The organism is Bifidobacterium sp. ESL0690 (genome assembly GCF_029392315.1).
Taxonomy (GTDB): domain Bacteria; phylum Actinomycetota; class Actinomycetes; order Actinomycetales; family Bifidobacteriaceae; genus Bifidobacterium.
The window spans coordinates 1277662-1303666 of sequence record NZ_CP113939.1 but is presented as its reverse complement, the minus strand read 5'-3'; the positions used below and the strand labels follow the sequence as shown (position 1 = coordinate 1303666).

Below are 26005 nucleotides of genomic sequence, written 5' to 3'. Positions count from 1 at the left end.
CGAAACTGTCGATTCATCAAAGACGGATATGCTTTTACATGCTGATGCAATTAAGGCGGAGGACAACAGAACCATCATTTAATTGGTCTTCGCCGAATTTCGATGGGTGGTATTCGGGTGCTGCTCAGCTGAGGCCGAGTGATTTTCGTCGACACTGCCATCGAAAGCCTGCTGATTTGAAGATTGCGAAACCGCCTGATTGCTTCCTTGCGGCACGTTTCCAGTAAACGGAACGCGGTTACGCTTCCAGACACTCCACCGCTCTGCGTGACGGTTATGCCGGGTAATCCTACGACGTTCCACTTCGGTCTGAGCCAGGCTATACCGATGCGCTGCCGTCGACAAGGGTTGCGTGAACAGCGGCTTTTCACGGGTGTCACTGGAAGATTTGGATTGCTGCATCGCATCGAGATAATTCTGAATCTCTTTGCCGGTATCGGATACGCTGTGTGCCGCGCGAACCGCATGAATTCCGGCATAGACGAGACCGATTACGAGAGCTGCAAGCATGACAAACGCTACGATGATCCAACCCCACCAAGGCATGTGACTCCCCTTTCAGGTTTCGTTCGATGTTGAATTATTGATGAATTATTCTGCTACAAACAGCAATCAACAATTTCTGCGGCAAAACTGCTTAAGCCTGATCCTGCTGGTTGTTGTTCTCAAGGCTCAGCTCGCGGTGTGCGCGGGCGACGATCATCGTCAGCAGCGGTTCCGGCGCAACCGCGGTGATATGACGCGCATGTGCGATGGCGAAGGCCACGAACCAGGAATCCGAGGAAACCGTCAAATGCACCTTCTCGCCGTCGCCGCAACGTTCGACCGTGGCTCCAGGCAACGTCTTGATGAACGGCAGATCCGGCTTGTCAGTGATGAAGACGGTCGGGGTTCCGTTGTCGAAGCTCCACTTGCGCAGCTCGGCCACCGGAACGTCTGGGATATCAAGCTGAGCGGTCGGCTGGACCAGATCGGCCTTTTCGATGCGGGAAAGACGCAGCACCTGCCAGATGCGTGGCTGGCCGGTAGCCTTGTTGATGGTCGTGTCTTTGGAAACGAATTTCTTTTCGTCCTTTGGCGCTGCCTTGGCGACATCCGTCCATACGGCAACGTAATACACACCTTCGTCCGCGAAAATCTTGGAAGGTGCAACAAGCTTGCGGCGTGTACGGCCGGTGCCATCGGTGTATTCCATATCAAGCAGCGAATCGGTGGAAATGGCACGCTTGACCACACTGAAGCTGCGAGGTTCAACCTCATAACCGGTGAGGCTAAGCCACGGGGTCTCCCCCGGCTTGACATGCTGACGCAGGCGGACATAGAGCGATTCAGCCTGCTCACGCTGTTCCATCGGAAGCAGGGAAGAATGCGCGAGGTAGCTCACAGAGGCCGTGAGCATGCTCAGATATTGCTGCGAAATACCCGCAAGGCGTTCAAGTCCCAGCGAATTGGTGGCCGAAACGATGCCATCGGCGTCAAGCAGCGACCAATCGATGTCGAAGAACTGGCTGCCGGCCATCTCGCCATCGTCGGAAACGGTGGTAAGCGTGTTGATGTCCTTACGGATGACCGCGACGCCCTTTTTCTTCTCGTCCTCGGTCTTGGGCTCGCCGATGAAGCGTTCCGCAAGTTCTTCCAAGGAATATTCCTCACCTAAGTGGGCGGAAAGGAAGAGCATCAGGCGCAGTCTGCGATCGACCTCGCTGCCGGTCTGGAAGGAGGAGTTGCGCTTGGAATGCGACTTCCCGTTTTCGGAATCGATATCGCCGTTGGCTGTGGTTTTGCTGATTGCCGGGGTGACGATGGTCTCCCCGATTTCACCTTGGCTTTCGTCGGCAAGTTTGAAGTTTGTAGCGGCATTGAGCCTGCGGTTCCAAGCGTCCACGGCCTCCTGCGGCGAGACCACGGAAGAACCAGGATGCTCGAGCATGAACATGGCCAGATCGTCGGAATCGGTGTAGGCGACGTTCATATGCCCGCCGTCCACGTCGATGGTGGCGGCGAACCGCCGCTGGTCGACCACCTTCATCAGGTTGTCCGGAATCGGCTGGGTGCCCAGCCCCGGAGCGATTGAATCAAGACCAAGTCCCGGTGTCGGCGTCTGGGGCACGCGTGGAGCGGTACGAGAAGTATGCTGTTCCTCATGTTTCGCTGAGGACGAAGAAATCGACATCGAGCGCGCCAGATAGTTCGCTGCAGCCAGCACCGGCAGGTCCTCCTGCTTGAAGCGCAGGCGCACCCTCGGCTCGTCGCCAAGCTGCAGACGGTAGGAGGCGAAATCCTGTCCCTCGGACTTCGAAGAATATTCCGGCTGACGCGATTCAATGGCGATGCCCATCGCCGCAAGCTTGGCGCGGTCGCGCTGGAACTGCTTGGCGAACGCCGCCTTTGCGGCCTGATCGGCCAACTCTCCGTAGGAATCGGCGTATGCCTTGACCCGCTGCGCTATCTGCCGTGAAGTCAACCATTGTGGGAACGCAGATGATAGGACAGCAAGCACATCCAATTCGTGCTTACCCCACTTGTCGGAAAAACGTCGCCTTCCGTTGCTTCCTTCTGCCATTAGTCCTCACGTATCGTTAATGTTCAAGTAAAAGTGTGCGGCTTATGACGCACATCCTTATCTATATTAGATGCTTTTTCCAGTGAATTGCGGATTTTTACAAATTTAATTCTTTTTCTCACGTTTTAGCGCGTGTCATGCGCTTTCTGAAACCGCCTGATTGTTCAAAAACACCGTCTTCCGATTTTGCCTATATTTATCAAAAGTATCTGTCTGCATCTATCTAAATCTGTCTCTAAATCAAACTGTATCTGCCAACGAATCGGGAATCACGACGTTTTGATTTCACCGCCGCGATTTCCGATTCATTGAGCCATTCAAATCACCAAAGCCATTCGTCGGGCTCGATACCTTGTGGCCCCACGAATTCGCCGTTAGGCACGTAGCTCGGCTTGCCCTGATCTTTCAAAACCGCATCGCCGTAGAAGACGACATCGTGGCCGAACGTCCAATCGCCGTTGATGGTCACCGAATTGGCGGCCGCAAGCGAAGGTATCGCATACGGGAAACGGTCGTTGAAATCCTCGATATTGCGGTAATACTTCGGGTCGAGCTTCACATCCGGGAAGATATAATTGCCGTCCTCCATCTCGTATGAATCCGTGAGATGGAACCTGTCGGAACGCATGATGAAGAGGTCGTCGGTGGTTTTGACCGGCAGGAAGCGCATGCGATCGACCTGTACGCAGATGGCGCCGTCGAAAAGCCCGATTGCCGCACCCATGGCGGTTTCCAGCTGTACCACTTTGGCGGAATTGGGATCGGTGGGATCGACGGTCTTGTAATTGCGGATGATCGGCAGCGGCAGAACGCCGTTGTACTGTGCGAGCTTTTCCTTCAACACGTCGATACGCACCCAGATGCTGTTCGTGTTGAAATAAGGGTGACGCTCGATGTCTTCCGCAGCTTCCCTATCGTCTGGATTGACCTGCGTCATTTCGCGCAAGACGAGACGGCCGGATTTCTTGTCGCGAACAAAATGGCCGCCCTTGCGATCCGCATAGGTGCGGTTGGCGACTTCGACCATGAACGGGGCACCGGTGTTCTCGAAATATTGGGCAAGCGTACGTGAAGGACGCGCGCCGAGATTATCGGAATTGGATATGAACAGGTATTCGAAGCCCTTATCTTCCAGAATGTCCAGCAGACCGGATTCCCAGATGGTGGAGAACAAATCGCCATGCCCCGGCGGGCACCATTCCAATTCCGGATTTTCCGGGAAGTCTACCGGTTTGCCCGTTTCAAGATCAATCTTGGGCTCCTGGTGCTGCACAATTTCAAGCGGAACATTTTCCTGGTGGAAATTCTTGCTTTCTTCGAGCGCCTCAATGGTGTCTTTGGAAGTCCGGAACGAATTCATCATGGTCAACGGCAGCGGAACGTTCAGGCGCTGTCGGGCCGTGGTGACCTGTCCCATGATGATATCAATGAAACGCATCGGGCGTGCCTTGTGGCGGCGGACCGGAAGCAGCGACTTCGCCTTGTCCAAGCCCATCGAGGTGCCGAGACCGCCGTTGAGCTTCAGGAATGCGGTTTTGGCGAAGGCGTGAACCGCCTGATCGTGGTCGATGGTTTTGTACACATCGTGGAAGCTAGGCACATCCTGCAGCGGCTCAACCGCGTCTTCGCGAATCCAACTGCTGGCGGCGTTGTGCTGCCATTCCTCGTAAAGTCTCTTGAATTGTGCAATGGCCACATCGCTCATATGCGCTTCGTGCATCTTTTGCGCCGAAGCTTCGAAGGCGTCTTCCAAACCGCACCTCTTTCGTAGTCGAGTGTTCTTCCGTCTTCATCGGCAGTGCTCAGGGGTTCCAAGCGACAACCGATCAGCATAGCTTTCAACTCTACTAGCTTAGCTGAAAGCTTGCTGAACGCAATACCGACGAAACGTAAATGAACAGTAAAAATGTGCGATTTTACCAGATTGATGTCTACTTTGGAAAAGATTGCATGACTTGGCTACCTTGGTAAATTCTTGTACACCTTTACTCTATTTTGTCTAACGACACATCGACGGAAAGCTCATCGCAAAAGCGCCGCCCAAAGACAAACCGAGTCCTTAGACGCCCTTAAAGGAAATAACATCAACAGGATCTCCTATTCGAAGTGTGTAGCTGAAACTTTGTCAAGATATCTTTGGCGACGTTCAAAAGACGAACCGGTGATACCGCCGAAATTGATCCACTTACGTTTTCTCATGCCAAGTTGTTTGAGGGTGCAGTTGACAAATAGCCGTTTAATACCGTTACCAGCCATAAGCCTTAGGTAGATGGTGGGTGAAGTGGAGGTCGTGAAGACATAGGTGTGCTGGATATTCCCCAGTTCACCTCTGATACCGGTAGAAGTAATAGTGTGGCTGAGCCCCTCACCCTCTTTCATGACCTTATCGATAAAACCTTTGAGCATCCCCGGAACGGAGTTCCACCAGACTGGCGTGACGAATACGATGCCGTCAGCGGCACGAATCATGTCGAGATATTTTTTGACCATCGGGTCATGGGTTCCGCCAGTATGAAAGAGCCGCAATTCCTCTTTGTCATAGACGGGATTGAATCCATCGGCATAAAGATCAATGAGACGAGATGCGTGCCCCTGATTCTTCAATGCGTTGAGGATACGTTCAAGGACGGCGTGGTTGAAGCTTTTCTCATACGGATGGCAATACACCACGACATAGTTACTCATATTCTGTCTACTCTTTTCTGTTTGTTGTTGGAGACAATGTCTCTTTTCGATGGCAATATCGGAAGACGAAATCTCAAAAACGGATTCAATGGCGAGAAACACCTAAGAAATCCTGCAAAGTAAGACGCAGCGAGCGTTCATCGTATGCGACGATTCCATGGCGCACTAGTGCGCTGTAGCCTTGGATGAACGACCAGACTTGTGTGAACAAAAGGTTTGGGTCGATGGCATTCGGATACTGTCGGCAGGCCTGCGCAACGATCTCGTTCAATTTTGAAAGGAACATCGGAGGCTTGTCCTCATATCCTTCTTTCGCCGCTTTGGCGTACAAGGGTCCATAGAAGAAGAAATCAACTAGATTCGGATTTGACTGCGTCAGCGAAAGAAGCTTTATGCCGATACGCAGAAGCTTGTCGAACGCGTTCGGATGTTCTTCTTCGTCTGCGAGAACGAGTTTAGCAAGGTTTTCCGAAACCAAGTAGCCCGCCCGGACCAGTAAATCTTCCTTCGTTGAAAAATGTCGGTAAAGAGAGCCCGTGGTCAGTCCTGCGGCTGAAGCAATGTCACGTAAAGAAATATTCCGATACCCGTGTTTTTCGATTGCCTTGACAGTTTCCATCAATAAGCGCTGCTCTGAATCAGTACTTGAACGCGCCATATTGTTCCTTTCAAGGAAGATAACATTGTTATCATACCGCGAAAGGATAACAATGTTACCAAGCGTGTCTTGCCGATTTCACGATGGCCTGCGAAGAATTTTATTCTGCTTTACTTATGATGCCGATCGTGCTCCTGTAGATAAGGGGGTGCGGACGTTTTCTTGGACTGGCTATGCGACCAGTCCAAAAAACGTCCGCACCCCCTACCTGATTATTTTACGAAATTAATGTCAACATGTTTCTGACTTCAAGTTCTTTTTTCTTCTTTTTGAACAAATAAATAAATACAGCAAATGATTACACATACAACCGAAACAATGACAAAAGCCCATGCCGTGATTTTCCCCGCAACTGTCAAAAGACCGATAACATTGGCAAGCAGACCGAGCCATCCCACAGCAACCGTAGCTAATTGTTCGAGTGACATATCTCTGTACCTTTTCCCGAGCCTTTCTGTGTAAAACATTGTAATAATAAAGGAAGCTCCTGCTGCGGCAAAAAGCAATGTTGTCGAAATCATCTGAAACGCCTCTGTCCAATGCTTTCCTTTGCACCCTAAAAACCAAAGTGCGTAAACAAGCACCCATCCAGGTATACCGGCAGATAAAGCTGTAACACATACCATTAGAATAGCTTTTACATTGCTTTTAATGAATTCTGGATTTTCAGAAACGTGAGACTCGTCAGCTAATTTTGGGTCCGACTGGCTGGCCCCCTGTAATGATTCATATCTTTTTACGATTCCCGGTAGCGAAATTAAGCGCATTATGAAGTATGCTGCTGAGATTAATAAGAAAACTGCTGATAAGGAGTAGAACCAAACCGTCCCGGAGTTAAGCATTTGATGTTTAAGCCATGGAGCTATCTGGGAATAAACATAATTTCGCTCCATTGAATTGCACTTGTCGGGAAAACTTGTTTTACATGCATTACTTAAATTCTTCGATGAAATCAAATAAGCTGAAAAGTTGCCAGGAACTAAGTTATCAATAAATCGCAAAATTTGAGTAATGGAATAGTAAGCCGTACCTAAAAGGATAAGAACTATGCAAAGCAGCAAACACATTGAACTTTTAAGATGCCCGACACCGAACGTATTATCATGTTTAGCTAACTCAAAATCGATTTGCTTAGTTAACAATTTCTTTTCTTCTAAACTGTCACCGTCATCGAGCTGTTTTCTGAGTTTGATTAATGATTTGACTCTTCGATTATATCCAATTGAAAAAAGAGGACCAGCTATTGCTCCGAGCAACGCGCATATCCCGGTGATTAAAGCAGGCAACACGGCAACAATCATGATTTTCACTCTTACTCAGACAAAACTTAAACAAATATTATAATAATACAAAAATTAACTAGAGGATTCTAATAAACGTAGTTAAACACTCGATGCGATCGCTATCTGCATACGGCAAGCCTTTGAAAACGTAAAAAGCTCAATATATCTCAATCATGACGGGTCAGGCATTCAAAGCTCGTAATGACGAATCACATGTAAAATGCACGATTATGGTCATAATTAGTTGGTTTGTCTCTAAGATTTTCGAAACGAAATGATTAAAAGCTGTTTGGTGGTGATGAATTAGTCCGGAAATAACAAAAAGCTGGACGCCAATTTAAACATCCACCGAGGTAGGTGTCGGCATGGAAATGATGAGCACTACGAGACCAGTTTGTAACCAGCCGACGGCAGTAGCTGATGTGGCCGCAAATTTCGCCAGAAAGGCTAATACGGCGAGGATGGACAAGAAAACGACGCCGTTAGACCATGTTTTATACTAAGCCATGTTGATCGTTTCGTCTTGAATACAACGGGCTAGCCGTTTGATTCTGTATAATCAATTGCATACATTGGATAATTTTTCTATTTATCTGCCCCACTGGTAACGGATGCGTCGTTCTTATTTTTCAAAGGGTAGGTTTATGTGGAATCTTATTTGGAAATATGTTGTGGATATCGCACAGATACTCGGCGGAATCAGCATCTTCTTCGCTGTTGTTGAATACCGTGCACAAGGACGAAGACGGAAAGGCTCAGCTCTCAACCTTCGCGTGCTCGAATCCTGCCATCAAGGCAGCACGTTGGTCGTTCGGATTACCAATTCTGGTACTTCGGCCACCAACATTCTTGACTTCTGGGAGAAAGATGCGCATATCGAAGGAAAAGTTGCATCGTGCATACCCTCTCAACTTGGCGCCGGTGAAAGCATCGATATTACCTTCACGGATGCGATCTCCATGCCTGCGTGTGGATTGTGCATACACCACAGGACGAGTCCGACAAAATAAGGTTCACCTGCCTACCTCTCTTTGAACTCATCCCATTTGAAACGAAGCCTTACAGCAAATCGCATAACCCTATACGAGTCGACAAAGTAGGGGTACGGTTCAGTCGTTGGGGGCACGGTGACCATCTTTCCCCGTTTGGAAAGGACATCGTTTGGATAAGCTATATCGGATATTGGAAACGTACGAAGAAAGTAATGGAAGAAATACTCTCCGACATCGAAGCACAGGGCGGAAACCAGTACCCCTGACTCTGAAAGCTAAGACAGTCTTGCTTGAACAATATCGGGATAGCGTCCATATACTTCCTTTGCCTCAATCTGAATCATCTCATTCCTGACGTTCCTTCCTGAGTTATTCGCAATTCTCTAAGTTGTAAGATTCCGCCTATGCGGTACTGCGAGTATTCTCACCATTACGAGAAAAGAAGGTGAAGATATGGATAATCTCATGCGCGCGAGGATGCACTTCGAAGCTGTCTCAAGGTCGACTGACACCGTCGAGAGCATACATTCAATCGCCAACGGTCTAATGCTCATATCTGACGAGATTGCAGTCCTGCATGGCAACGTCGATGAGCTTGATGGTCGGATTGGAGAGCTTGAGGGTCTTGTTCAGCTTATCGACTGACTCACGAATCATAGTTGACTGGCAGTCTATCTTCTCCGAAAGAATGTCGAGCATGGTCGATTGCCGGTTAGTTTTTTCATTTTTTACATGGCACACGTAGTACAGATGTCGTAAAAGAGAGCACCAAACAACAAACCAATCCAATGTATAAGTTCAGCTTTTATGATGATTTTATCTATTCGCATTCATCCTTTATATCAGCACTTACACCTTAATAAAGCTCGAAAGATGAATATGAAAACGGAGCACGATGGCGATCTATGGATTAATATCCTAAACAATCAAATCTGGTATTCGGTCTTCAAACTTTTTTGTATGAATGGTGAGATATACGTATTCATGTCTTGTGACAGACATGAAACAGCTTGGCTTCGTATTTACAGCGTCGACAGAAGATTCTGCAGCGCCACCTCAAGCTTGTAAGAGTCACAATCAGCTTATACAAACGCAAAGTTGTGGCCGGAGCGCCTGAATGATGTGACTGATGCTATTGGTAGGGCGCGTAACGAGATTCTTGCGGGCTGACTTTTGGGGTTGACTTTATACTGACCGATGGGGAATAACCGTGACGACGTTGACTAATTTTGACCGGACATGAAAATTGCCAGAATTCCGATATCTTCAAAAGGTTGAAATTCCAGCGATTTCTCGTCGGGTCGGCGGGATTTGAGCCCGCGACCCGTTGCAGGATTGACGGTTGAAACGGTTAGTGACGGATAACGCTAGCAAATGCTGGTAATCTTGGAATTCAAAGGAAAATCTAGACAATCTGGAAAACGATACGGACGTATGGTGACTGTAAATGACGGAGGTCATCGTGTCTGGGAAAGGAACTAAAACACATGTCACCAACTTCATTGGGATTTAAATTATTGCCAGTGCGTTTTTAACTAACTATGCAAGATTGACTATTGAGGTAGTTTTATATAACTGTAAAGAGGTATCGAATAGCCATGAGACATGGTCATTGAAGCACAAAAGTAAATCAGAAATTCAATAATCGCTCCAATACAAAATACAACAGAATTTACGACTTATGAGAAATGTTCACATAGTGTATAAATGCTGCATACCCCGCTTTTGATCAGATATAATTATGAATGGTGAGAATAGATTGGGAACATTTCCTCTTGATTTAATTTTAGTTTAGCGTTATATTTTCCTATGCTTTTATGAAACCTTGTCTCGAAATAACATGTAACGGATTCCTTTGCATAGCTTGTAATACCAATCGAGAGAAGAGAAAGCAATGAACGGAAAATATCAGAATTTATATATTATCATCACTTCGTGCATGTATATACTGGCACTTCATTGGCTGAACTGGGCCGCTGTGTCTCGTTGTTCTGTATTTTTCCCCACTCTTGGCGCGGTTCTGGCTTTCATTTTATCTGCAATTGGACTGTGCTTGGCACTTAGCATGTTTCTTCGATTTTGGGGAATCAGAATATACAATTCTTCTCACAATCCCTGCTCTTCAGCAATTTTTGGGGCAGGTATCCTTCCGTTTTATATAATGCTTTTTTGGCTGGTAAAACTACTTAAAGGCCAAGGCTTTGGCTGGCAAGGTTGGATGGGTCTCGTCAGTTGTGCGTTTTGCTGGCTTGCTGGCGTTTGGGTTCGGAACTACATTCGTGAAAAGGAAAATCTCGAATCACCAATTGAATATTCTGTCCGAGAACTTAATACCGTTCCGTTCTTATTCTTAATAGAGACTTTCTTGGGTGCGTTAACTATCAGCATTTATGAGAATCCTTCTTCGTTGATTGAAACAGGTATCAACTTCCGATATATTGCGTATATCGAATGGCTGCTTCTCCTGTGTATCGCACTATTGTTTATTTACCTCGTACATAGACTCGCATCATGCGTGGGCAACGTATGGATTAGGCTCAAAGGAGTTTCAGAAAACGACGCGACACTGTCATTGATTCCAAAAATCCCTACAATCATCGTTACCGTAATGCTTATATTGACAGCCGTTCTTTATCAATATCTCTTCAATGACAAGAAGAATCTTGGTTCAATAGGGTTTTCGCTGTTGGTTGGTTGCTATGCTGCCTGGATACTCATGGGGTTGTCTCTCTCCAAGCAGTTATACGGATTGTCAAAAGTTCAACATTGTTCAGCTTTTACAGGCGTTATTTATTGCATGCTTCTAGGCATCTCAGTTCAGTTGGTGTTTGACAAATACGGTCCTATCAGTTGGATGTTCATTTTCACGGCCAGTGCCTTGGTATTGAGCATATGGGTGATGTTCCTCATGCGTAAAGACTCGCTTGCCACAGATGGGAATGACAAACTCAGCAATGGAATCCGCGCGAACCGCTTGTCTTGGTTGGGCGAGACGATGCCCTATCAGATAGCGGGAATATGCTTCACGGTATTAACGATTGGGCTCATAGCAATAAAGAACCCCGCTATAAATCAAGTTCTCAAAGAGCTCATCGTTGACAATGAATCTGCTAAGACAATTTTCAGCGCGCTATTCGGCATCGTAACTTTTCAGTACGGACAGAAAGTATGGGAGAAAAGATTCATCAAGAAACACAGTAAATCGTTATATGAGTACTGAAACATTTATAGGGTTATTTGCCAGAAAGCGTGTTCGTTCTAAGCTGTGAGGGTTTGTCCCGTCTGGCTTCGCGGATGTTCGAGAGTGGATTTCAACAGTTAGTTGGACGGTTTTGTGAGGGATTTTCCTTGTCTGGTAAATTCGGCCGGGCCAGGGTGGCCGAGGGTCGAGTGCAGTCTCTGGTTGTTGTACCACCAGACGTACTGGTCGGTGTCGCGGGCAGCTGTTCGCCGTCAGTGTAGTGTTGCGGTGGATCAGCTCCTTCTTGATGAGGCGGTTAGTAGATTCCACCACGGCGTTGTCGTAGGGCGTGCCCTTGGCCGAGAGGGAGCGGCGGATGCCGAACACGTCGAGCATCTCGTCGATCTTCCCGTTGGCCGGACTGGCTGCCGCGGTCGGTGTGGAACACCTCGATCTCGTCGAGCGGGGACCGCAGGGTCGCGAACGCGCTCAGCACGAAGGCGGCGTCGCGCACCGGCCCGACGGCGTGGCCGGCTATCGAGCGGTCGGCCAGGTCGATATGAGTGTGGGGCGCGTAGCCGTCGAACTCGCGCTCGAGGATGTTGAGCAGGGCGGCCTTGACCTTGCGCGACCCGTAGCGTTTGCCGCTGTCGCGCCACACACGTTCCACGTCGGCGACCAGCGGGTCGACGCGGTTCGTCTCGGGATGCTCCAGCATCCAGTAGTAGGTCGACTTGGGCACGCCGAGTATCCTGCATTGCGCCGGTACCGGGCAGCGGCCGGCGTTGGAGCGTATCACGGCTACTTTCGTGCGAATACCGGCGCCGCCTGTTCTGAAACGTCCACCTCCATCCTCAGCCTCGTGTTCTGCTTGCGCAGCTCGATGAGCTCATTCTGCTCCGGGGTGCGGTTGTCGGCGGCCTTCGTGGAACCGCTGTTCCGCATGCCCTGCACCCAGCGGTGCAGGGCCGAGTGCGACAGGTCGTACTCGGACTGGATCTCCTTGGCGGGCTTGCCGTCCTCGTACAACCGGACGATCTGCTTCTTGAACTCCTCCGAGAAATGCCTCGGGTGATGCGGGCCGGCCATCACGGCCTCCTTATCTCAAGGGTCCCTCATCATATTGTCCAGTAAACTATAGCCAATCCATCATCGTCTGGCCCGGATGCCTTGAGAGCGTCCAAGAGACGACCTTGCCGTCGTAGCAGTCGATGACTGGCGACAGGTACGCCTTGCACCCGTCGAGCCTGAACTCGGTCACGTCGGTCAGCCACAGGCGGTTCGGCGCCTCGGTGATCTCGCCTTCGTACGAGCTGTACCGCCTGCGGCGTTTTGACATAGGCGGGGACGAGCCCCCTCTCGCGCATGAGCCGCAGCACGACCTTCTCCGAGACGACCAAAGGCTCGGCGTCGCCCACCCGCAGCCTGCGGCAGATGGTCCAGTGACCCCAGATCCGGCCGCCAGACTCGAACATGAAGCGTATCCGCTCTCTGAGGACCGTGTATCTGTCGCCGGCAGCCAGGGCGGTGCGCTCGTAATAGTACGTTCTGCGTTTCAGACCCACCATGACGAGCAGCAGAGCCCGCGCGTATCCGCATCGCAACGCGTCAACGACCCGCGTCTTCTCCCGGTTGCTCATCGCCTCCGGGTCGAGGCTAGGGTCGTCAGCTTTTAAAACCCGCATCGTCTCTCCCTCAAGACCACGTTCTCCAGCCCCAGCCGGTCGACCTCACCGCGCAACGCCGCCACATCACCGCCTGTCTCGGGACTTGCCGCCGCTTCCGGATCTTTGTTCCTGCAGTCCATCAGCCCCAACCCCCCCCCCTTCCTGTCGTCGTATCGCTGTTTCCACGCATGCACGCTGGGCGCCGTGCAACCCAGCCCGCGTGCCACGGATTCCAGGATCGCGCCGTCCGCCACCATCCTGACAGCCCCGAGCTTGGCCTCAAGCGTATATACGACTACCTTCCCGGACCCCGATAACGAGGATCGGCGCGCACCCACTTGCCCAGCCCGCCCTCGGACGGCCAGCCTAACTCGGCTATTACCTTGCGTATCGTCATCCCCGGCGAGAAATACAGATCAACCGCCCAACGACGCTCATCCAAACTGAACAATGCGAACTCCAAACCGGACGCCGAAACGTCCAACTTATTGTCCGCACCCCCCGCCGTTGCATTTGCCAATTACATCATCGTGTCGCCCATGTGCTTATCGCAGCTTGTGAAGAATGATGGCTACTTAAAGGCAATGATCGAAAGGCCAAGCAAAAACTACGCGCGTTTGTACAAAGCGAGCCGGGCAAGAAAGATGATGCCAAATGAAAACCGCAACCAATCCACTCACAAAATGACGCAAGCGAATAAACGGCGTTTTCAAACCACTATGCAAAACCATTTTAGCCAAACCAAAAACGTCTACAAACTCAGATATTAAGTTCCATCACCGAGGAACAATAACAACAAACGCCAGCACACACGATTTGTACATCAAAAGGATTCGAGGATTCCCATACCATCATCAGCAATGAAGGTGACAAACTCACCACCAATATTTGACTTGGATAATGGATGTCAGCGCTCGCGAAACAAGCGAAAGACTGTTCACTTGACGCAGTCTACTGAACCGCTTACGACGAGAGCAGTTATTGTTAAAGTTACCGTACTATTATTTCTCAATAACAATAAATTCAATCATAGAAAGATTTCCCGTAATGTCTTGGTCAGATATCTTATCATTAATATCTATTTCTGTAACAACAGCTGGGGTTGTTTGGAACATTTATGCTTCACATAACGAAAAATCAAAAATCTCCCGCTTAACCACACTTAATGAGCTTGTCGACAATGGTAATCTTACGGGAGCACAGCGAACTGTTGCCGAATTGGAACAGAAAGATCTGAGCATTGAACTCTCTTTACAAATGGTTCGGTTACAGTTCAAAAGATATTTGTTAAAAAAGATGCCCTGGCATGCCTTCAAAGATTCCAGCGAGCCGAAGCATACCCTTATTGAACGTGGACCAGCGATGTTCTTTAAGTGGGTTGTCGCTGGACTGGCCATTACAGAATTTGCATTAGGGTTTTCCATACTCATTGGCTTTCTAGCCATTCCTGCTCTACTATCAATTCTTCCCCACTGGTCGCATATTCCGAATCCCAGAGTTCCAATATGTAGCTGCCTTATCGGATTCATAGCCGGAATACTTGGTATCTGCGGTTGGTGCATAATACAATATTGCTGGCGAGTCCATCTCGTTAATGAAGCCGTGAATGATATTTTCGACAAACCTGATATGGTTCCAAATCATGAACTTCTTACCAGCGGAATTTACAGCAAGAAGATGCTTGACTATCTGAAGTCCAAAGCCCATGCAAGAAATGGGAGTCAAAAACTATCCAGAATTGAGAGAACAACTGGCTTAATTGGCGGTATCGGCATAGCCTTATCGGTTAGCAGCTATCTGGTTTCAATCCTAGACATACCATCACAACTCGCTAAAGCTATAGCCTTTAATTGCTTTTTAGATTTTGGCTTATTAGGTGTTTTGATTGGAGTCATAGGCTGTATTATCGCTCTAGCCACATATAGTGGATTGGATATATGAGCTATTAATAGTTTCTTGGCAATAGGGCAAATTACAAAAATAGTACCCTGATTAAAAGCTCATGATTCATTCATCGAGAAGACTTTTAGAATTCATCACAGTCACGGTATTTTATGCTTTTTCTGAGGTTTTTTTGAATACTGGATAATTGAGATTCGAGATTTTTCTTCAGGAAATCATTATTGGACAGTCGAAAAGCGTATACAACCCATTGCGCATTCGTTGTGTGCGTCGCAATCTCACTGAAATAGTACATATCTACATCTGATAAAGAATGGCCATATATATCAATTTCGTCATATTGGGAGGTGGAAACAAACCATGACTCATGTTCCTTTAGTAAAGTTTGAGTGTCTTTGAACGTGTCGTTGGTGACATCGGCCATAATCTCATCAGCGAACTTGCTACCCTCTGGATCGTCGTACCGTGTGAAGTTTGGCATATCATGACCCAAAATAACCGAACTTTCATGCATAGAAGTTTTAGCTTCTCCGTGAATGTGGAGTACTCTACTGGCCGGAACGCCATAGACCCTTTCGAGCGTATGCGTGTAATTGAATGTAAGAAAATTATCAGTATCGGAGAAGTGTTTGTTGAAGTTTACTCTTGCTTGCATTGGAGATTGTATTGTCTTGTCAATTCCCTCGATCCAATCGTCAAACGCATTGTAAAAACCCGATATTGCGTCTTTCCATGGTATGTGGTCATCGTAATGATCAGCGTAATCGCTTCGGTCCTCCGGATAAGCTTCAATACTGGTTTCAGGTGTTGTTTCTATATCTTGCGTATGACGTGAAAGTATGAAATCATCGGCATCTCCTCCAATTTTTTCTGATAGCCACATCCGATATTCAGGAATAATCGTCAGAGAAGATTCAATGTCATTCCAAAATTTCTTGCAACCCAATGGTTCAAGTTCAGGATTGCCCTCTTCAGGATTATATCCAGGAATATCTGAATTAACATGCTTACCGACTTCTTCCTGAGCATCCTCGATTGCCGATTTAAAGGATTCAAATGATTCCGGTTCGTGGTTCATCCACCATGTTCGAAAATCTTGATATCCTGTCTGAAATCCATGTGCAATATCAAAACCATTTCCCAATATTATTAATCGACACGCCATAGTTTTAATCTTTCTTCTAGAACTACCATTAAGAAATTTGAAAACACTAAAAAGATAAATCAAACGTACGAAATTTTCAAATTCTACAGAATATTGAAAAATTATTTTCCGCTGAACCATTCTGCTATCCACTGGAATAAGATTTACATCTGGCAGAGAAACGTTCTTTTCTCTGTATTGCTTCTTTTAATTCTGTTTGCATTCTTGATTGTAAGTTTCCATACCTCTTCTAGGGGTATTCTACTAGGTTTGCGTTGTAAACAAGTCGGAGTCTTCCTCGTTCTGCCTATGATCCGATGACAGTCATCAACGTGATAAGCCCAGTGAGTTGTCAGATGCGTTTGGAGCTATCGCCGGCCCAAAACCGCGATTCCTCACGGCGACGATGTCCTTGAACCGGCCGACATTGTGCCGTTGTATCGTCTACGCAGTCCATTCACAGCCTAATGCCTGACATCGCATGCTGACTATGAGTAGTCTACCGTTATTTATGGAGCACTAGCACAGAGAGTTTGAGACAGCAGTCGATAAACCGTTGTGATGAAGGTAATGGCGTCGTAGCCTTGCGGATGCGTTTGGTCCAAAGCATGGAATTCCTTCTCCTGTTCAACCTAGCTGTGCACTCGTCATACTGACTGTATCTCGGCCGTGTCCAACAGCTGTATTCGAAACACCCCGTCATCTCCTAGTCACGAATCCGTCTATCTCCAATTTGCGTGAACGCCCGTCCTGAATCAAAGAACTGGCGAGAATTCTCATATTGAGAACAGCCCAGCCATCACAAACGGTGCCGACGTAAAGATGTTGGAATATCAGCTTAATCGTGCAAGTGCCATGATCATGCTTGACATGTATGCGAAGTTGTGGTTTGAGCGTCTGGATAAGACCGCAGGCACCGTATGCCATATGCGGAAATCGGAATTGTCCGCTGAGACTGATTCGCTCCTAGTAACGCAGGAAAGGGGCTATGTATGAAATCGTTACTAATCGTTACTGTAACGGATTTCGCTGGAAAACAAAACCACTGGAACATTGTAATTCCAGCGGATTTCAGTCGGGTCGGAGAGATTTGAACCCGCGACCCCTTGCTTGATTAACGGTTGAAACGGCTGGTAACTGACAGCGCCAAACGATACCGGTAACGTGGGATTTCAAGGAAAATCCGGACAATCTGGAAAACGATACAGACGGCAGGTGACGGTTAATAACGGAGGTCATCGTGCCTGAATCATGTCTGGGCAAATATAGCAATATTCAGCTGACAAACACTGAGACTGTTTCACTGCTCCGTTGTTTGGATTTAGGATATCTTCCATTCTGTCGGACGTTTCCTTCTTACACAAAAAGCATTTTTTCTTTTCTGTTTTGCAAGTTCAAGCATCGGTGTCCCATTCGGCCTTTTCTCGTGGAAATACTTATAGAGAGTATGGCTGGCAGGAATGTCTGGAAGTCCGATAACTTTTATGCCATATTGGAGACTTACCAGATTCGCATAATCGCCCCCACATGAATGCAGAAGTTTCAGTATCTGGGGCAGTTCGAGAGATTCTAATGATGGAATGATAAGTTGAATGAATTCCGTGGCTTCAAACTTGCCTTGCTCCCGTATCCAGTTGAGGTCCTCGTATGAAAGCGAATGCATACCAAAAACATATAAAGCTTTATGGCAGGCAGCATATAATCTATCAGGATTTGAACCGGATAGATACTCTTTTAGATGGTCCCAGACTTCTTCGGCTGGTTTTCTATTGCCTATTTCCGAGGCTAAGACGGAACATATTTCATCGGCATCCAGCACGTCTTGCATGTAGGCAGGGAAATTTTGCGAACGTTCAATATATTGCTTTTTGAATGACGAATCTTGATCGGCGATATGGTTCCAGGAATCGCTATTATCCGGTATGATACCAAACTGCATGAGTTGTGCATAGTCATCCGGATCCTGCATTCTTTCCAGATTTATTTGACTAGGATCAAGTTGCGGATTCGCTGCTGCGTTGAGGACAGTATTGATCAGATTCAAGGTTCTTGAATCTAGTCCGGTGGTGTTGATGATCCATGCGGCCACTTCCCTCTTTGCGTCATCAGAAGCATCGCCGATATCCGTAATCTTATCTTGTCTCAGCAGAAAGTCCTTCAGAACTTCTTCCGGATCCTCGGTGTCGTTCTTCTGCGTTGCTGCTGGCTCCTCGGATTGTGAGAATTCACGTATGCACGCTTCAACGTTACGTAAGGTCGGGAGCATTCGATCATTCCGCAAAAGTGGCAAGACGAAGGGTCTCCATCGCTCTTCAGATAGATGGGACTGCCCGTTTTCATCGGTTTCGGTAACATTTCGGACAGTTACATTGTCCGCAGCATGCTGAAGCAGTGTGTCGATTACCTTACTTTCAATATTTTCTGCACAGACGTCTTGTAGTACTCCAAGTATGATGTCATCTTCATCGGTTTGAATCGAAGGTTCGTTTTCTTCCAGGAATCCTAAGAAATCATCGAGATTATCAAGCGTGTATTGGTACACATGATTAGCACCTGTTTCCTTGGCATCACCGCGTTGTGCCCGAGCTCTCATTTCATTGATCGGGAACAGTGCCGTCTTTGAATTCGATGCTTTACAGATGTTCTCCCTTGTGTACTTGTACAGACCGAGCTTGATGAAATCATCGACCAGTGCTGTTGATAAATCCTGCAAGGAATCAACATGCAGTCCAATTTCACTGCCCAATTTGACTAGGCAGCCCGCTTGTTCAGCAGACAGAGAGTCATCGCCGTATGCCGAGGAATCTATGTGTTCGGAAAGGAAATTCCTGATTGCTTTCTTAGTTTCATTCTCACTGGCGTAGTCGAAGTCTTTGGAAAGATTCAGTAGTGCATCGTTCATATACTGCAACCGTTTGTCCTCTTCGAATTCCTCTTCTGTAAGGAATTTTAAAATATTGGGACATGCTGAGGTTATCGCCTGTACGACCTTATTCTGATTGTGTACATCCTCTGCATTGAGATATTCTGCGAGGAATTTCCAACTTATTGGTTCCAGTTTCGACAAGTATGCGATTTGCACTCCAAAAAGTTCTGTTGTCTTGCGGTCTTGTCCACCAGCGAGATGACCAAGAATGTCGAAGTTCAGCAAGCGAGGTTCTTCAAAAAGGAACTTACCCCGTTGTGATATCTCCTCCACCACTGCTTCGGCGTCCTCCCCCGAGAGTTTGAAACCGTAATCCGGATCGTTCGAATCCACATGATGGTAGATGAAATCACGTGCCGGTAGAGTCAGCCGAGTATCAAAAATGGTGGAATATTGTATGTAGTTGCGGTTTATCCACCCGTGTGATAACAAAGCCATCGGCAAGCCATCAGAATCATAAAGCTTTTGCACAAAAGCCTTAAGGGATCTGCTAATACAACTTGGGTCTGGCTTGCCGAAGTCGTTAAATTGAGCGCAGTAAGTATCACCTCCGGCTATGAGATCGGCAAAATCATACCCTCGTAACTGTTCAATTCTTTTTTTGCAAGATTCCGAATCATCGTTGATTCTTTTGATTTCTTGCTCTTGTCGGAATTTCAGGTTAATAGGCTGGTGCATAATATCAACAAGCTGGCTTTTGGTATAATGAATGTTTTCCGACACTGTATTGTAATAGCCAGTGATAGCGGTAAGACTTATATATACAATTGTTGTATCAGGCACATTCTGGACAACTTCCCAGAACCTAGAATTTTTTAATCCAGCACGATCATAGGACTGTCCACTATTTCCTATCTTCACTTGGAATGATTGGCACTGGCTATATCCAAACATCCCTATGACATAGGTATATAACTCTTCTCCTAGGCTATTGGAATATTCCTCTTTTTGGGTGGTGTGCTGTTTTAGTGTTTTTAAGTTGTCGTAGATCTGCTGGTTCAGCTTGCCAATGTTGTGGTTGATGATGGTTCGGCTCGCGTTATAGATGTAATCGAGGTTGCTTCCTCCTGACGACAGCAGGTTCGTGTCATCAAGATAGGTGTTTTTGTAAATAATGAAGGCAAGCAGACGTGAATCCTTGAATCCCGCTTCCTCGAATTGATGGTTTCGATTGAGTATCTTGTGGTACACGAGATACTCGTTTCTGATGTTTGTCAAGATTCTTTTGTCCGGAATGTACTGTGCCGCGACATTGAACACGTCGGTGTCGATGTCGGTTCCTTTGAAGTCGTCGGACGCGATGCGTGCAGCGTTCTCATGGGACATGAAGGGTACCACCGGGATGATGATGTCGAAGAATTTGGTTCTGGCGAAAGGCACTTCGTCCTGTCCACCATTGGCCAATTGGTTGGAGAATACGCTGTCTTTGATTGCGTAGATGAACTGTATGGTACGGTCAGAACCATCTGGACCATTGTTGAGGATATTGTTCAGCTCCCGCAAGGAATCAAAGATTCGAGGATTGTTGAATCGGTCAAGATCCTCGAATATCACGATGGTCTTCTCGGCAGTGGAGAAGAAATAGACGATCTCATCCAGATATTTGTCAAAATAGGTATCCGACTTATCTCCATCAGACAATGCGACCGCTGTGCCGCCAGCGGAAAGACTCTTCAATCTTACTTTGCCGGAAAGCAGCCAACTCACCAACCAGAAAATTCCTGCGCAAACACATATCGCAAGAAAGCCTGAAACCGCTCTTCCCCACACGGGGAATCCGGCAACCCACACTTTGACGGAAGAGTTCCATTCGGAAATGACGAAAACCCCGAAAACGAGCAACGCCCCGACGATACTGAAAAAGGTTCTTGACAGATTGCTCATCGGGTTGATCCTATGGAAACGCGAAAGCGGAGTCTTGTTTGGACTGACACTGTAAAGAATCTGCTTCACGATTTCCTTCTGAACCAGATTCGTCATCTCGTCAACAGCCCACTTGGAATCCTTTTTCTCGGGGTTCTGCGATTCCGACGTATTCTGGTTCTCCTGTGTATTTTGGTTGTCTTCAGAAGATTCGTCTGCTGCAGGCTTATGGCCTGTTTGTTCTTTCCCGATATCGGAAGCCAACGGGGACAGTGAAATCCTGATCGCGTCCTTCGCATGCTCTTCGTATACCTTGTCAAGGATGCTGCTTTTGCCGGAACCGTATACGCCTGAAAGCGCTATATTCTTATATCCCTGTTCCAGCGCATCATCAATCAGTTCAACATATTCCTGATGGTATTCAGGACGGTATTGAGGAGCCAATGACGCAAGCTCAGCCTGTTCGGTTGTTTCCGGCATGATGCCCTCATTCTCGACAATGGTTATTCTTCAAATCATTATAAGAACAAGAACAAAACATGACCATAAAACCGCGATGATTCACAGTCGTTTTTATTGGTATATAGCATCTAGTCTGGTGAACACGTCGTCCGCTTTGCCTTGTATTCCGAGCAGGCCGGGTGCGGGCGGGTGTGGTTTGAGGTCGATGTGGACGACCGGGGTGTTGGGTGGTGGTGTGGGGATGGTCTGGGTGCCGATGTGACAATGAGCAGGTCGCAGCCGGCTATCAGCCGCCTGCCCGCGGCGACCTGCTTGGGGTAGGTGGCGAGCCTGCGGGCGGTGAAGTCGGGGATCACGGTCCGCCGCAGGAAGGGCAGTGGTGGATGCCGGTGCCGGTGTCGCGGTCCCAATCGCAGCCTCGCCCGCAGGCGGCGCAGTGGTTGAGGCGCATGTCGCCCCAGTACTCGTATACGTGGCGGCTGCCGGCCTGTTGGTGCAGGCAGTCGATGTTCATGGTCGCCACCCCGTCCAGCCGTCCCTCCCGTTCCAGGCGGGCGAGGAACCGGTGGGCGGCGTCCGGCCGGACACGCGGCTTGAGGAACGTTTGCCGGTAGAGCCGGTAGAACGTTTCGGGGTCACGTCGGACGAACGCGGGGTCGAGCATGCTGAACACCCCGCCACCGAACCCCTCGGCCTTGAGAATCCGGGCTATGCCGGCGAGGTCGGGGATGCCGGCATCCGCCGACGCACCCGCGCCCGTGAACGCCGCGACATGACGGCTCTCACGCACCAGCCGGGCGAACTCGCCGACCGCCCCGCCGTCGGTGTCGCGGTCAGTCGTCGCCGTGCTCCCGGTCCTCCCGGTCGAAGACCTCGCGGGCGACGCCGACGGCGTTGATGGTCCTCGGGAAGCCGACGTACGGGACGCATTGCATGATCGCCTCGACGACCTGCTCCCGTGTCAGTCCCACGTGCAGGGCCGCGGCGATATGGACCCGCAGCTCCGGGACCGTGTCGCCCTGAGTCACCAGGCTGCCCAGCGTCACCAGCTCCCGCTGGCGGGCGTCCAGACCCGGGCGCGTGTACACGTCGCCGAACGCGAACTCCACGACCCAGCGGCCCAGGTCCGGCGCGATCCCGGCCAGCGAGTCGACCACCTCCCGTCCCCCGCGCCCATCGATCGCGGCCAGCGCGCGCGACCCCTTCTCGAACCTCGACTCCCCCATAGGCTTCTCCATATGTTCCTTTCCGCCGGACGCGTCCGCGCCGGCAGGCACCACGCTAGGCTATGAACCATGGTTCAACGCAAAACGACGACACGCCCAAACCACCAAACACAAGAGGAGAGCGACGCGACGACGCTGCGCATCAGCGACGTCTCCCGGCTCACCGGACTGCCCGTCCCCACGCTCAGATACTACGAACGGCGCGGCATCCTCGACCCGCACCGCGACCCGGAAGGCCACCGCGGCTACACCCGCCACGACCTCGAATGGATCGCGTTCGTACAACGCCTGCTCGCCACCGGCATGCCCCTGCGCGCCATCGAACGATACTCCCGCCTGCGCGCCCAGGGCGACGCCACCATTCCCGAACGCCTCGCCATGCTCCACCAGCAGGACCGGCTGCTCGCCGAACGCATCAGACAAACCCAGGAACAACGAGAGTTCCTCGCCAAGAAAATCAGCACCTACAACCACAGGCTCAAAGAAACCCAACCGAGAGTATCGCGAAATGGTCTATAACCCCTATGGGAATATCCAGGATTCCATGAAAACAGAGATACTGAAGACCGGAAGTCATCGTGTCTGGATCATTGTCTGGGAATGACCCAGAAAGACAAGAGTTTCTTTCCATGATGCCGAAACCATATAGCCCGACAGACATTGTATAGCCAATCCGCATATTCTAGAGAGGCGGGAATGGCATACACCCTGACCAAACAAATACGCCATTGCATCCGGCCAAAACCCGGACCCTGCTCTCCCGCCTCGGAGGCTATCCAACATTTGATGATAAAATGCCTAGCATGTCCGATAGCGGCAGGGTCCAGTCCCTGCCCGAAATCAGAGAAGAGGATTTTAAATGACAGGTGTTCTTTCGGCGATTGTGGCCGGCGTACGTTTTCTCCTGGAGACCGTCACGGTCATCGGTCTCGTGGCAGGAGGCGGGTTCCTTTCCAGGAATGCCGCGGCCAAAATCCTGTGGGTGGCCATCGGGGTCATCATCACCATCCTGTGGGCAAGGTACGGCGCGCCCGGCTCCGCGCACGTGCTGCCGAAATACGGGAAGCTCTGTCTGGAACTCGCCGTCTACACCATCGGCTCGATCGGGTTCCTTCGCATCTTCGGCACCGCCATCGGCCTCACCTACATCGCCGTCGCGGTCATCGACCTCATCCTCATGTACGCCCTCAACCTCGAATAACGAGACATCCACCGTTACCGATGCCGCGTGTTTCGTCCCGGTGACCTCGACAGCCGGAAATTCACCAATACTGGCACAAGATAGATAAAGGCCGAGCAGAGACTGCAGCAGCATCTGTGCCGACTTGGAAAACGAAACAGAACGACAGGAATCAACGAGAAGGAAAGGGACCCGCCCGGGACGATGCCGGACGGGCTTCTGCCTAGCGGCGGCTATGTCTGCTTCGGTAGTCCATGGCCAGCAGGTAGCCGATGACGGCCACTAGCATGACGTCGGTGACGATGTTGTCCGCCTTGGCTATCAAGGCGGCAATGATCGCCACGATGGACTCCCTCAGATAGCTGTCACCATTAGGCCCTTTCTGTGTTTTGGGCATTGTATACTCTATCTACAAAGCCGCGCCACGTAATGACGCGGCAGCGGCGTACGAGTCGGATGGCCCGCACGGACACCGAAAGCGTTACCTGTCCGGCGTCCGTATCATCGTATCCGACGGGCGGAATCTCGATGGGTACGGTATACTGGTGGCATGTCGGGTACGGCAGCGTTACCCATCCGGATCATAAAGGCGGGCAAAAAGCTTTTCACTGGATGGCGTCGAAACCGACGGGGCGTTTTTGAATCGTCCTTCTACAAAGCCGCGGGCCAACATCCGATTCGATTCGGATGTTGGCCCAACGGATTTTCAACCGTTTTCTCTGCTGTCATTACAGATAAAACACTACGGCAATATATACCGCCCAAAGTATCCCAGAAAACACCTAAGGGTTATAGGCTAAAAGAAAACAAAAGGGCTTCAGACCGAAATCTGAAACCCTTGTAATGCGGACAGAGCGAGATTCGAGCGAAAACATAGTTTAGTTCGTTGAAATTATTGGTCTTTTACTGTTCGCATTCAGACTCTTCGTCCCACATTTCACCACGTTAGGAATGTTTCCTTAAGGTTACATACGGGTCTAAAAGACACGCCGAATGCTAATACGGCGAAGGCCACAATGGGACTTACAAACATCTAGAAACTTTCAGATTCGGAAACCTGTTAATGCCTGACAGATTACCCAGATTGGGTTTGGGCCTTGAATTGAGACGTTGCTCCGCCTGCGGAGGATTTCTCATCGCTAGGTCGGATACCGTCGGATGGAAAATCGACAGGACCATGCTTCTCATCAAGTTTCAAAACCCAAAGCATGCAAACTACTGGGAACTACCTAGAACTCAGGATAGTTGACATCCTCCAATAACTAATTATATTTATTAGAAGATGACATTTAGGTCATCGCAGGTTCAGTGCAGAATGCCGATGTTCTTAGGAGATGCCATGGGATTCTTCGACGAAGTTTTCGGTAAAAACGAGCAGAACGGAAAAATCGACGGCAAAGACGCCAAAATAGTGAGCGGCCGCAACAATAAAACCGGAGAGGACAAAGTCGACATATATTATGGCGGAAAGGGTGTGCCAGACGGCCCAGGTCACAGCCATATAGTCGTCAACAGCGATGATATGGTAACGTATATGCGCGAAGGCGGAGACCACGACGATCCCGACATTGACTACGGTGATACCGGTAAAGATCCAGTGATTAAGTAGCCCCCTACTAACCTGGTCGAATTGCAAAACTGATTATTCCTTAGGAGAAATCCATTATGATTATCGATGGAGGATTCCGAGGCGTTGCAGAAGCAAAATTTGTAAACGTGCTAAACGAATTCGGCATACAGCCATCGGATTATAAGCCAAAAATTGATGCTTTAGGAATTTGACGTTCAATTTACCGTCGTATCCGCATTCTGCGTATTCGATAATGGTGCCTATTATGGGTTCGCATGTCGGCCTTCTTTCATACTCGGTTTCCTTTGTATCGGTCGGACACTTCGACCTCGTCAAGCACCGATTGCCGGCATATAGTTGGACTGTTTTGATGAGGGGTCCTTGTTCGGTGACCTCGGCCGCCCCTCCGTTGCATTCGAAGTCCTTCAGATCATTATCCATACATACACAACGTAGATCAACACCTCAGCTGTCATGCACTCTTCATCTCTTCAACAAAACCACCAACGACAGCAGCAGAAACGAATTCAGAAGGACTGCATGACCAGATGACCTCGCCCCCCCTCATACTGAATTTATAGACGAAAAGGACGGTTCGACAGGTGCCCACAAGTGCCGATAACAGCTGAACTTGAAAGAAAAAACAAGTTTATTCGAAGACAGTATTGACTGTAGCCGACGATGAAGGATGCAGGTCACCGTA

At 49.1% G+C, this 26005-nt stretch carries 17 protein-coding genes and 2 pseudogenes; 6 read left to right on the top strand and 13 right to left on the bottom strand.

The window, feature by feature from the left end; genetic code table 11:
• Positions 1–78: 78 nt before the first annotated feature.
• The 6 genes from OZX62_RS05260 to OZX62_RS05235 form a co-directional block, all read right to left on the bottom strand.
• Positions 79–546, bottom strand: a complete 468-nt coding sequence (locus OZX62_RS05260; protein ID WP_277176961.1) for a hypothetical protein — start codon at positions 544–546, stop codon at positions 79–81.
• 91 nt (positions 547–637) lie between these two features.
• Complete coding sequence (locus OZX62_RS05255; RefSeq protein WP_277176960.1) at positions 638–2563, bottom strand: WYL domain-containing protein; 1926 nt, start codon at positions 2561–2563, stop codon at positions 638–640.
• A 322-nt stretch (positions 2564–2885) separates the two neighbouring features.
• On the bottom strand, positions 2886–4283 hold the full coding sequence (locus OZX62_RS05250) for a UTP--glucose-1-phosphate uridylyltransferase (RefSeq protein WP_277177038.1): 1398 nt from the start codon (positions 4281–4283) through the stop codon (positions 2886–2888).
• A 377-nt stretch (positions 4284–4660) separates the two neighbouring features.
• Positions 4661–5248: an NAD(P)H-dependent oxidoreductase gene (locus OZX62_RS05245; RefSeq protein ID WP_277176959.1), complete on the bottom strand. Its 588-nt coding sequence runs from the start codon at positions 5246–5248 to the stop codon at positions 4661–4663.
• An 85-nt stretch (positions 5249–5333) separates the two neighbouring features.
• The gene (locus tag OZX62_RS05240; RefSeq protein ID WP_277176958.1) at positions 5334–5906 is read right to left on the bottom strand and encodes a TetR/AcrR family transcriptional regulator; all 573 of its coding nucleotides are present in this window, start codon (positions 5904–5906) and stop codon (positions 5334–5336) included.
• A 248-nt stretch (positions 5907–6154) separates the two neighbouring features.
• Complete coding sequence (locus OZX62_RS05235) at positions 6155–7216, bottom strand: hypothetical protein (protein WP_277176957.1); 1062 nt, start codon at positions 7214–7216, stop codon at positions 6155–6157.
• 644 nt (positions 7217–7860) lie between these two features.
• Between OZX62_RS05235 and OZX62_RS05230 the strand changes: the two genes are divergently transcribed.
• Positions 7861–8199, top strand: coding sequence for a hypothetical protein (locus OZX62_RS05230; protein WP_277176956.1), 339 nt, complete (start codon positions 7861–7863; stop codon positions 8197–8199).
• A gap of 1876 nt (positions 8200–10075) precedes the next feature.
• Entirely contained in the window at positions 10076–11401 is a 1326-nt protein-coding gene (locus OZX62_RS05225; protein WP_277176955.1) for a hypothetical protein, read from the top strand.
• Positions 11402–11509: 108 nt separating this feature from the next.
• Here the strand turns inward: OZX62_RS05225 and OZX62_RS05220 are convergent.
• Both OZX62_RS05220 and OZX62_RS05215 read right to left on the bottom strand, forming a co-directional pair.
• Positions 11510–12451, bottom strand: a pseudogene (locus OZX62_RS05220) (transposase); the annotation flags it as partial.
• Positions 12452–12524: 73 nt separating this feature from the next.
• Positions 12525–13480, bottom strand: a pseudogene (locus OZX62_RS05215) (IS3 family transposase); the annotation flags it as partial.
• A 596-nt stretch (positions 13481–14076) separates the two neighbouring features.
• Here OZX62_RS05215 and OZX62_RS05210 point away from each other — a divergent pair.
• Positions 14077–14970 carry a hypothetical protein gene (locus OZX62_RS05210; protein WP_277176954.1) on the top strand — a complete coding sequence of 298 codons (894 nt, stop codon included), beginning with the start codon at positions 14077–14079 and terminating at the stop codon, positions 14968–14970.
• 85 nt (positions 14971–15055) lie between these two features.
• Here OZX62_RS05210 and OZX62_RS05205 read toward each other — a convergent pair whose 3' ends face one another.
• The 4 genes from OZX62_RS05205 to OZX62_RS05190 form a co-directional block, all read right to left on the bottom strand.
• The gene (locus tag OZX62_RS05205; RefSeq protein WP_277176953.1) at positions 15056–16216 is read right to left on the bottom strand and encodes a bacteriophage abortive infection AbiH family protein; all 1161 of its coding nucleotides are present in this window, start codon (positions 16214–16216) and stop codon (positions 15056–15058) included.
• A 1180-nt stretch (positions 16217–17396) separates the two neighbouring features.
• Complete coding sequence (locus tag OZX62_RS05200; RefSeq protein ID WP_277176952.1) at positions 17397–21344, bottom strand: hypothetical protein; 3948 nt, start codon at positions 21342–21344, stop codon at positions 17397–17399.
• Between the two features lie 334 nt (positions 21345–21678).
• A complete protein-coding gene (locus OZX62_RS05195; RefSeq protein ID WP_277176951.1) occupies positions 21679–22116 on the bottom strand; it encodes a Sir2 family NAD-dependent protein deacetylase in 438 nt (145 codons plus the stop codon).
• A 43-nt stretch (positions 22117–22159) separates the two neighbouring features.
• On the bottom strand, positions 22160–22564 hold the full coding sequence (locus OZX62_RS05190; RefSeq protein WP_277176950.1) for a carboxymuconolactone decarboxylase family protein: 405 nt from the start codon (positions 22562–22564) through the stop codon (positions 22160–22162).
• Between the two features lie 57 nt (positions 22565–22621).
• On the opposite strand from OZX62_RS05190, the gene OZX62_RS05185 reads away from it, so the two are divergent.
• Together OZX62_RS05185 and OZX62_RS05180 are read left to right on the top strand one after the other, a co-directional pair.
• Positions 22622–23071 (top strand): MerR family transcriptional regulator, encoded by a 450-nt coding sequence (locus OZX62_RS05185; RefSeq protein ID WP_277176949.1) that lies wholly within the window; start codon positions 22622–22624, stop codon positions 23069–23071.
• A 340-nt stretch (positions 23072–23411) separates the two neighbouring features.
• Positions 23412–23753, top strand: a complete 342-nt coding sequence (locus OZX62_RS05180) for a DUF2568 domain-containing protein (RefSeq protein ID WP_277176948.1) — start codon at positions 23412–23414, stop codon at positions 23751–23753.
• A 202-nt stretch (positions 23754–23955) separates the two neighbouring features.
• Here the strand turns inward: OZX62_RS05180 and OZX62_RS05175 are convergent, their stop codons facing one another.
• A complete protein-coding gene (locus OZX62_RS05175; protein WP_277176947.1) occupies positions 23956–24129 on the bottom strand; it encodes a hypothetical protein in 174 nt (57 codons plus the stop codon).
• Between the two features lie 942 nt (positions 24130–25071).
• Between OZX62_RS05175 and OZX62_RS05170 the strand changes: the two genes are divergently transcribed.
• Complete coding sequence (locus tag OZX62_RS05170) at positions 25072–25341, top strand: hypothetical protein (protein WP_277176946.1); 270 nt, start codon at positions 25072–25074, stop codon at positions 25339–25341.
• Positions 25342–26005 lie beyond the last annotated feature (664 nt).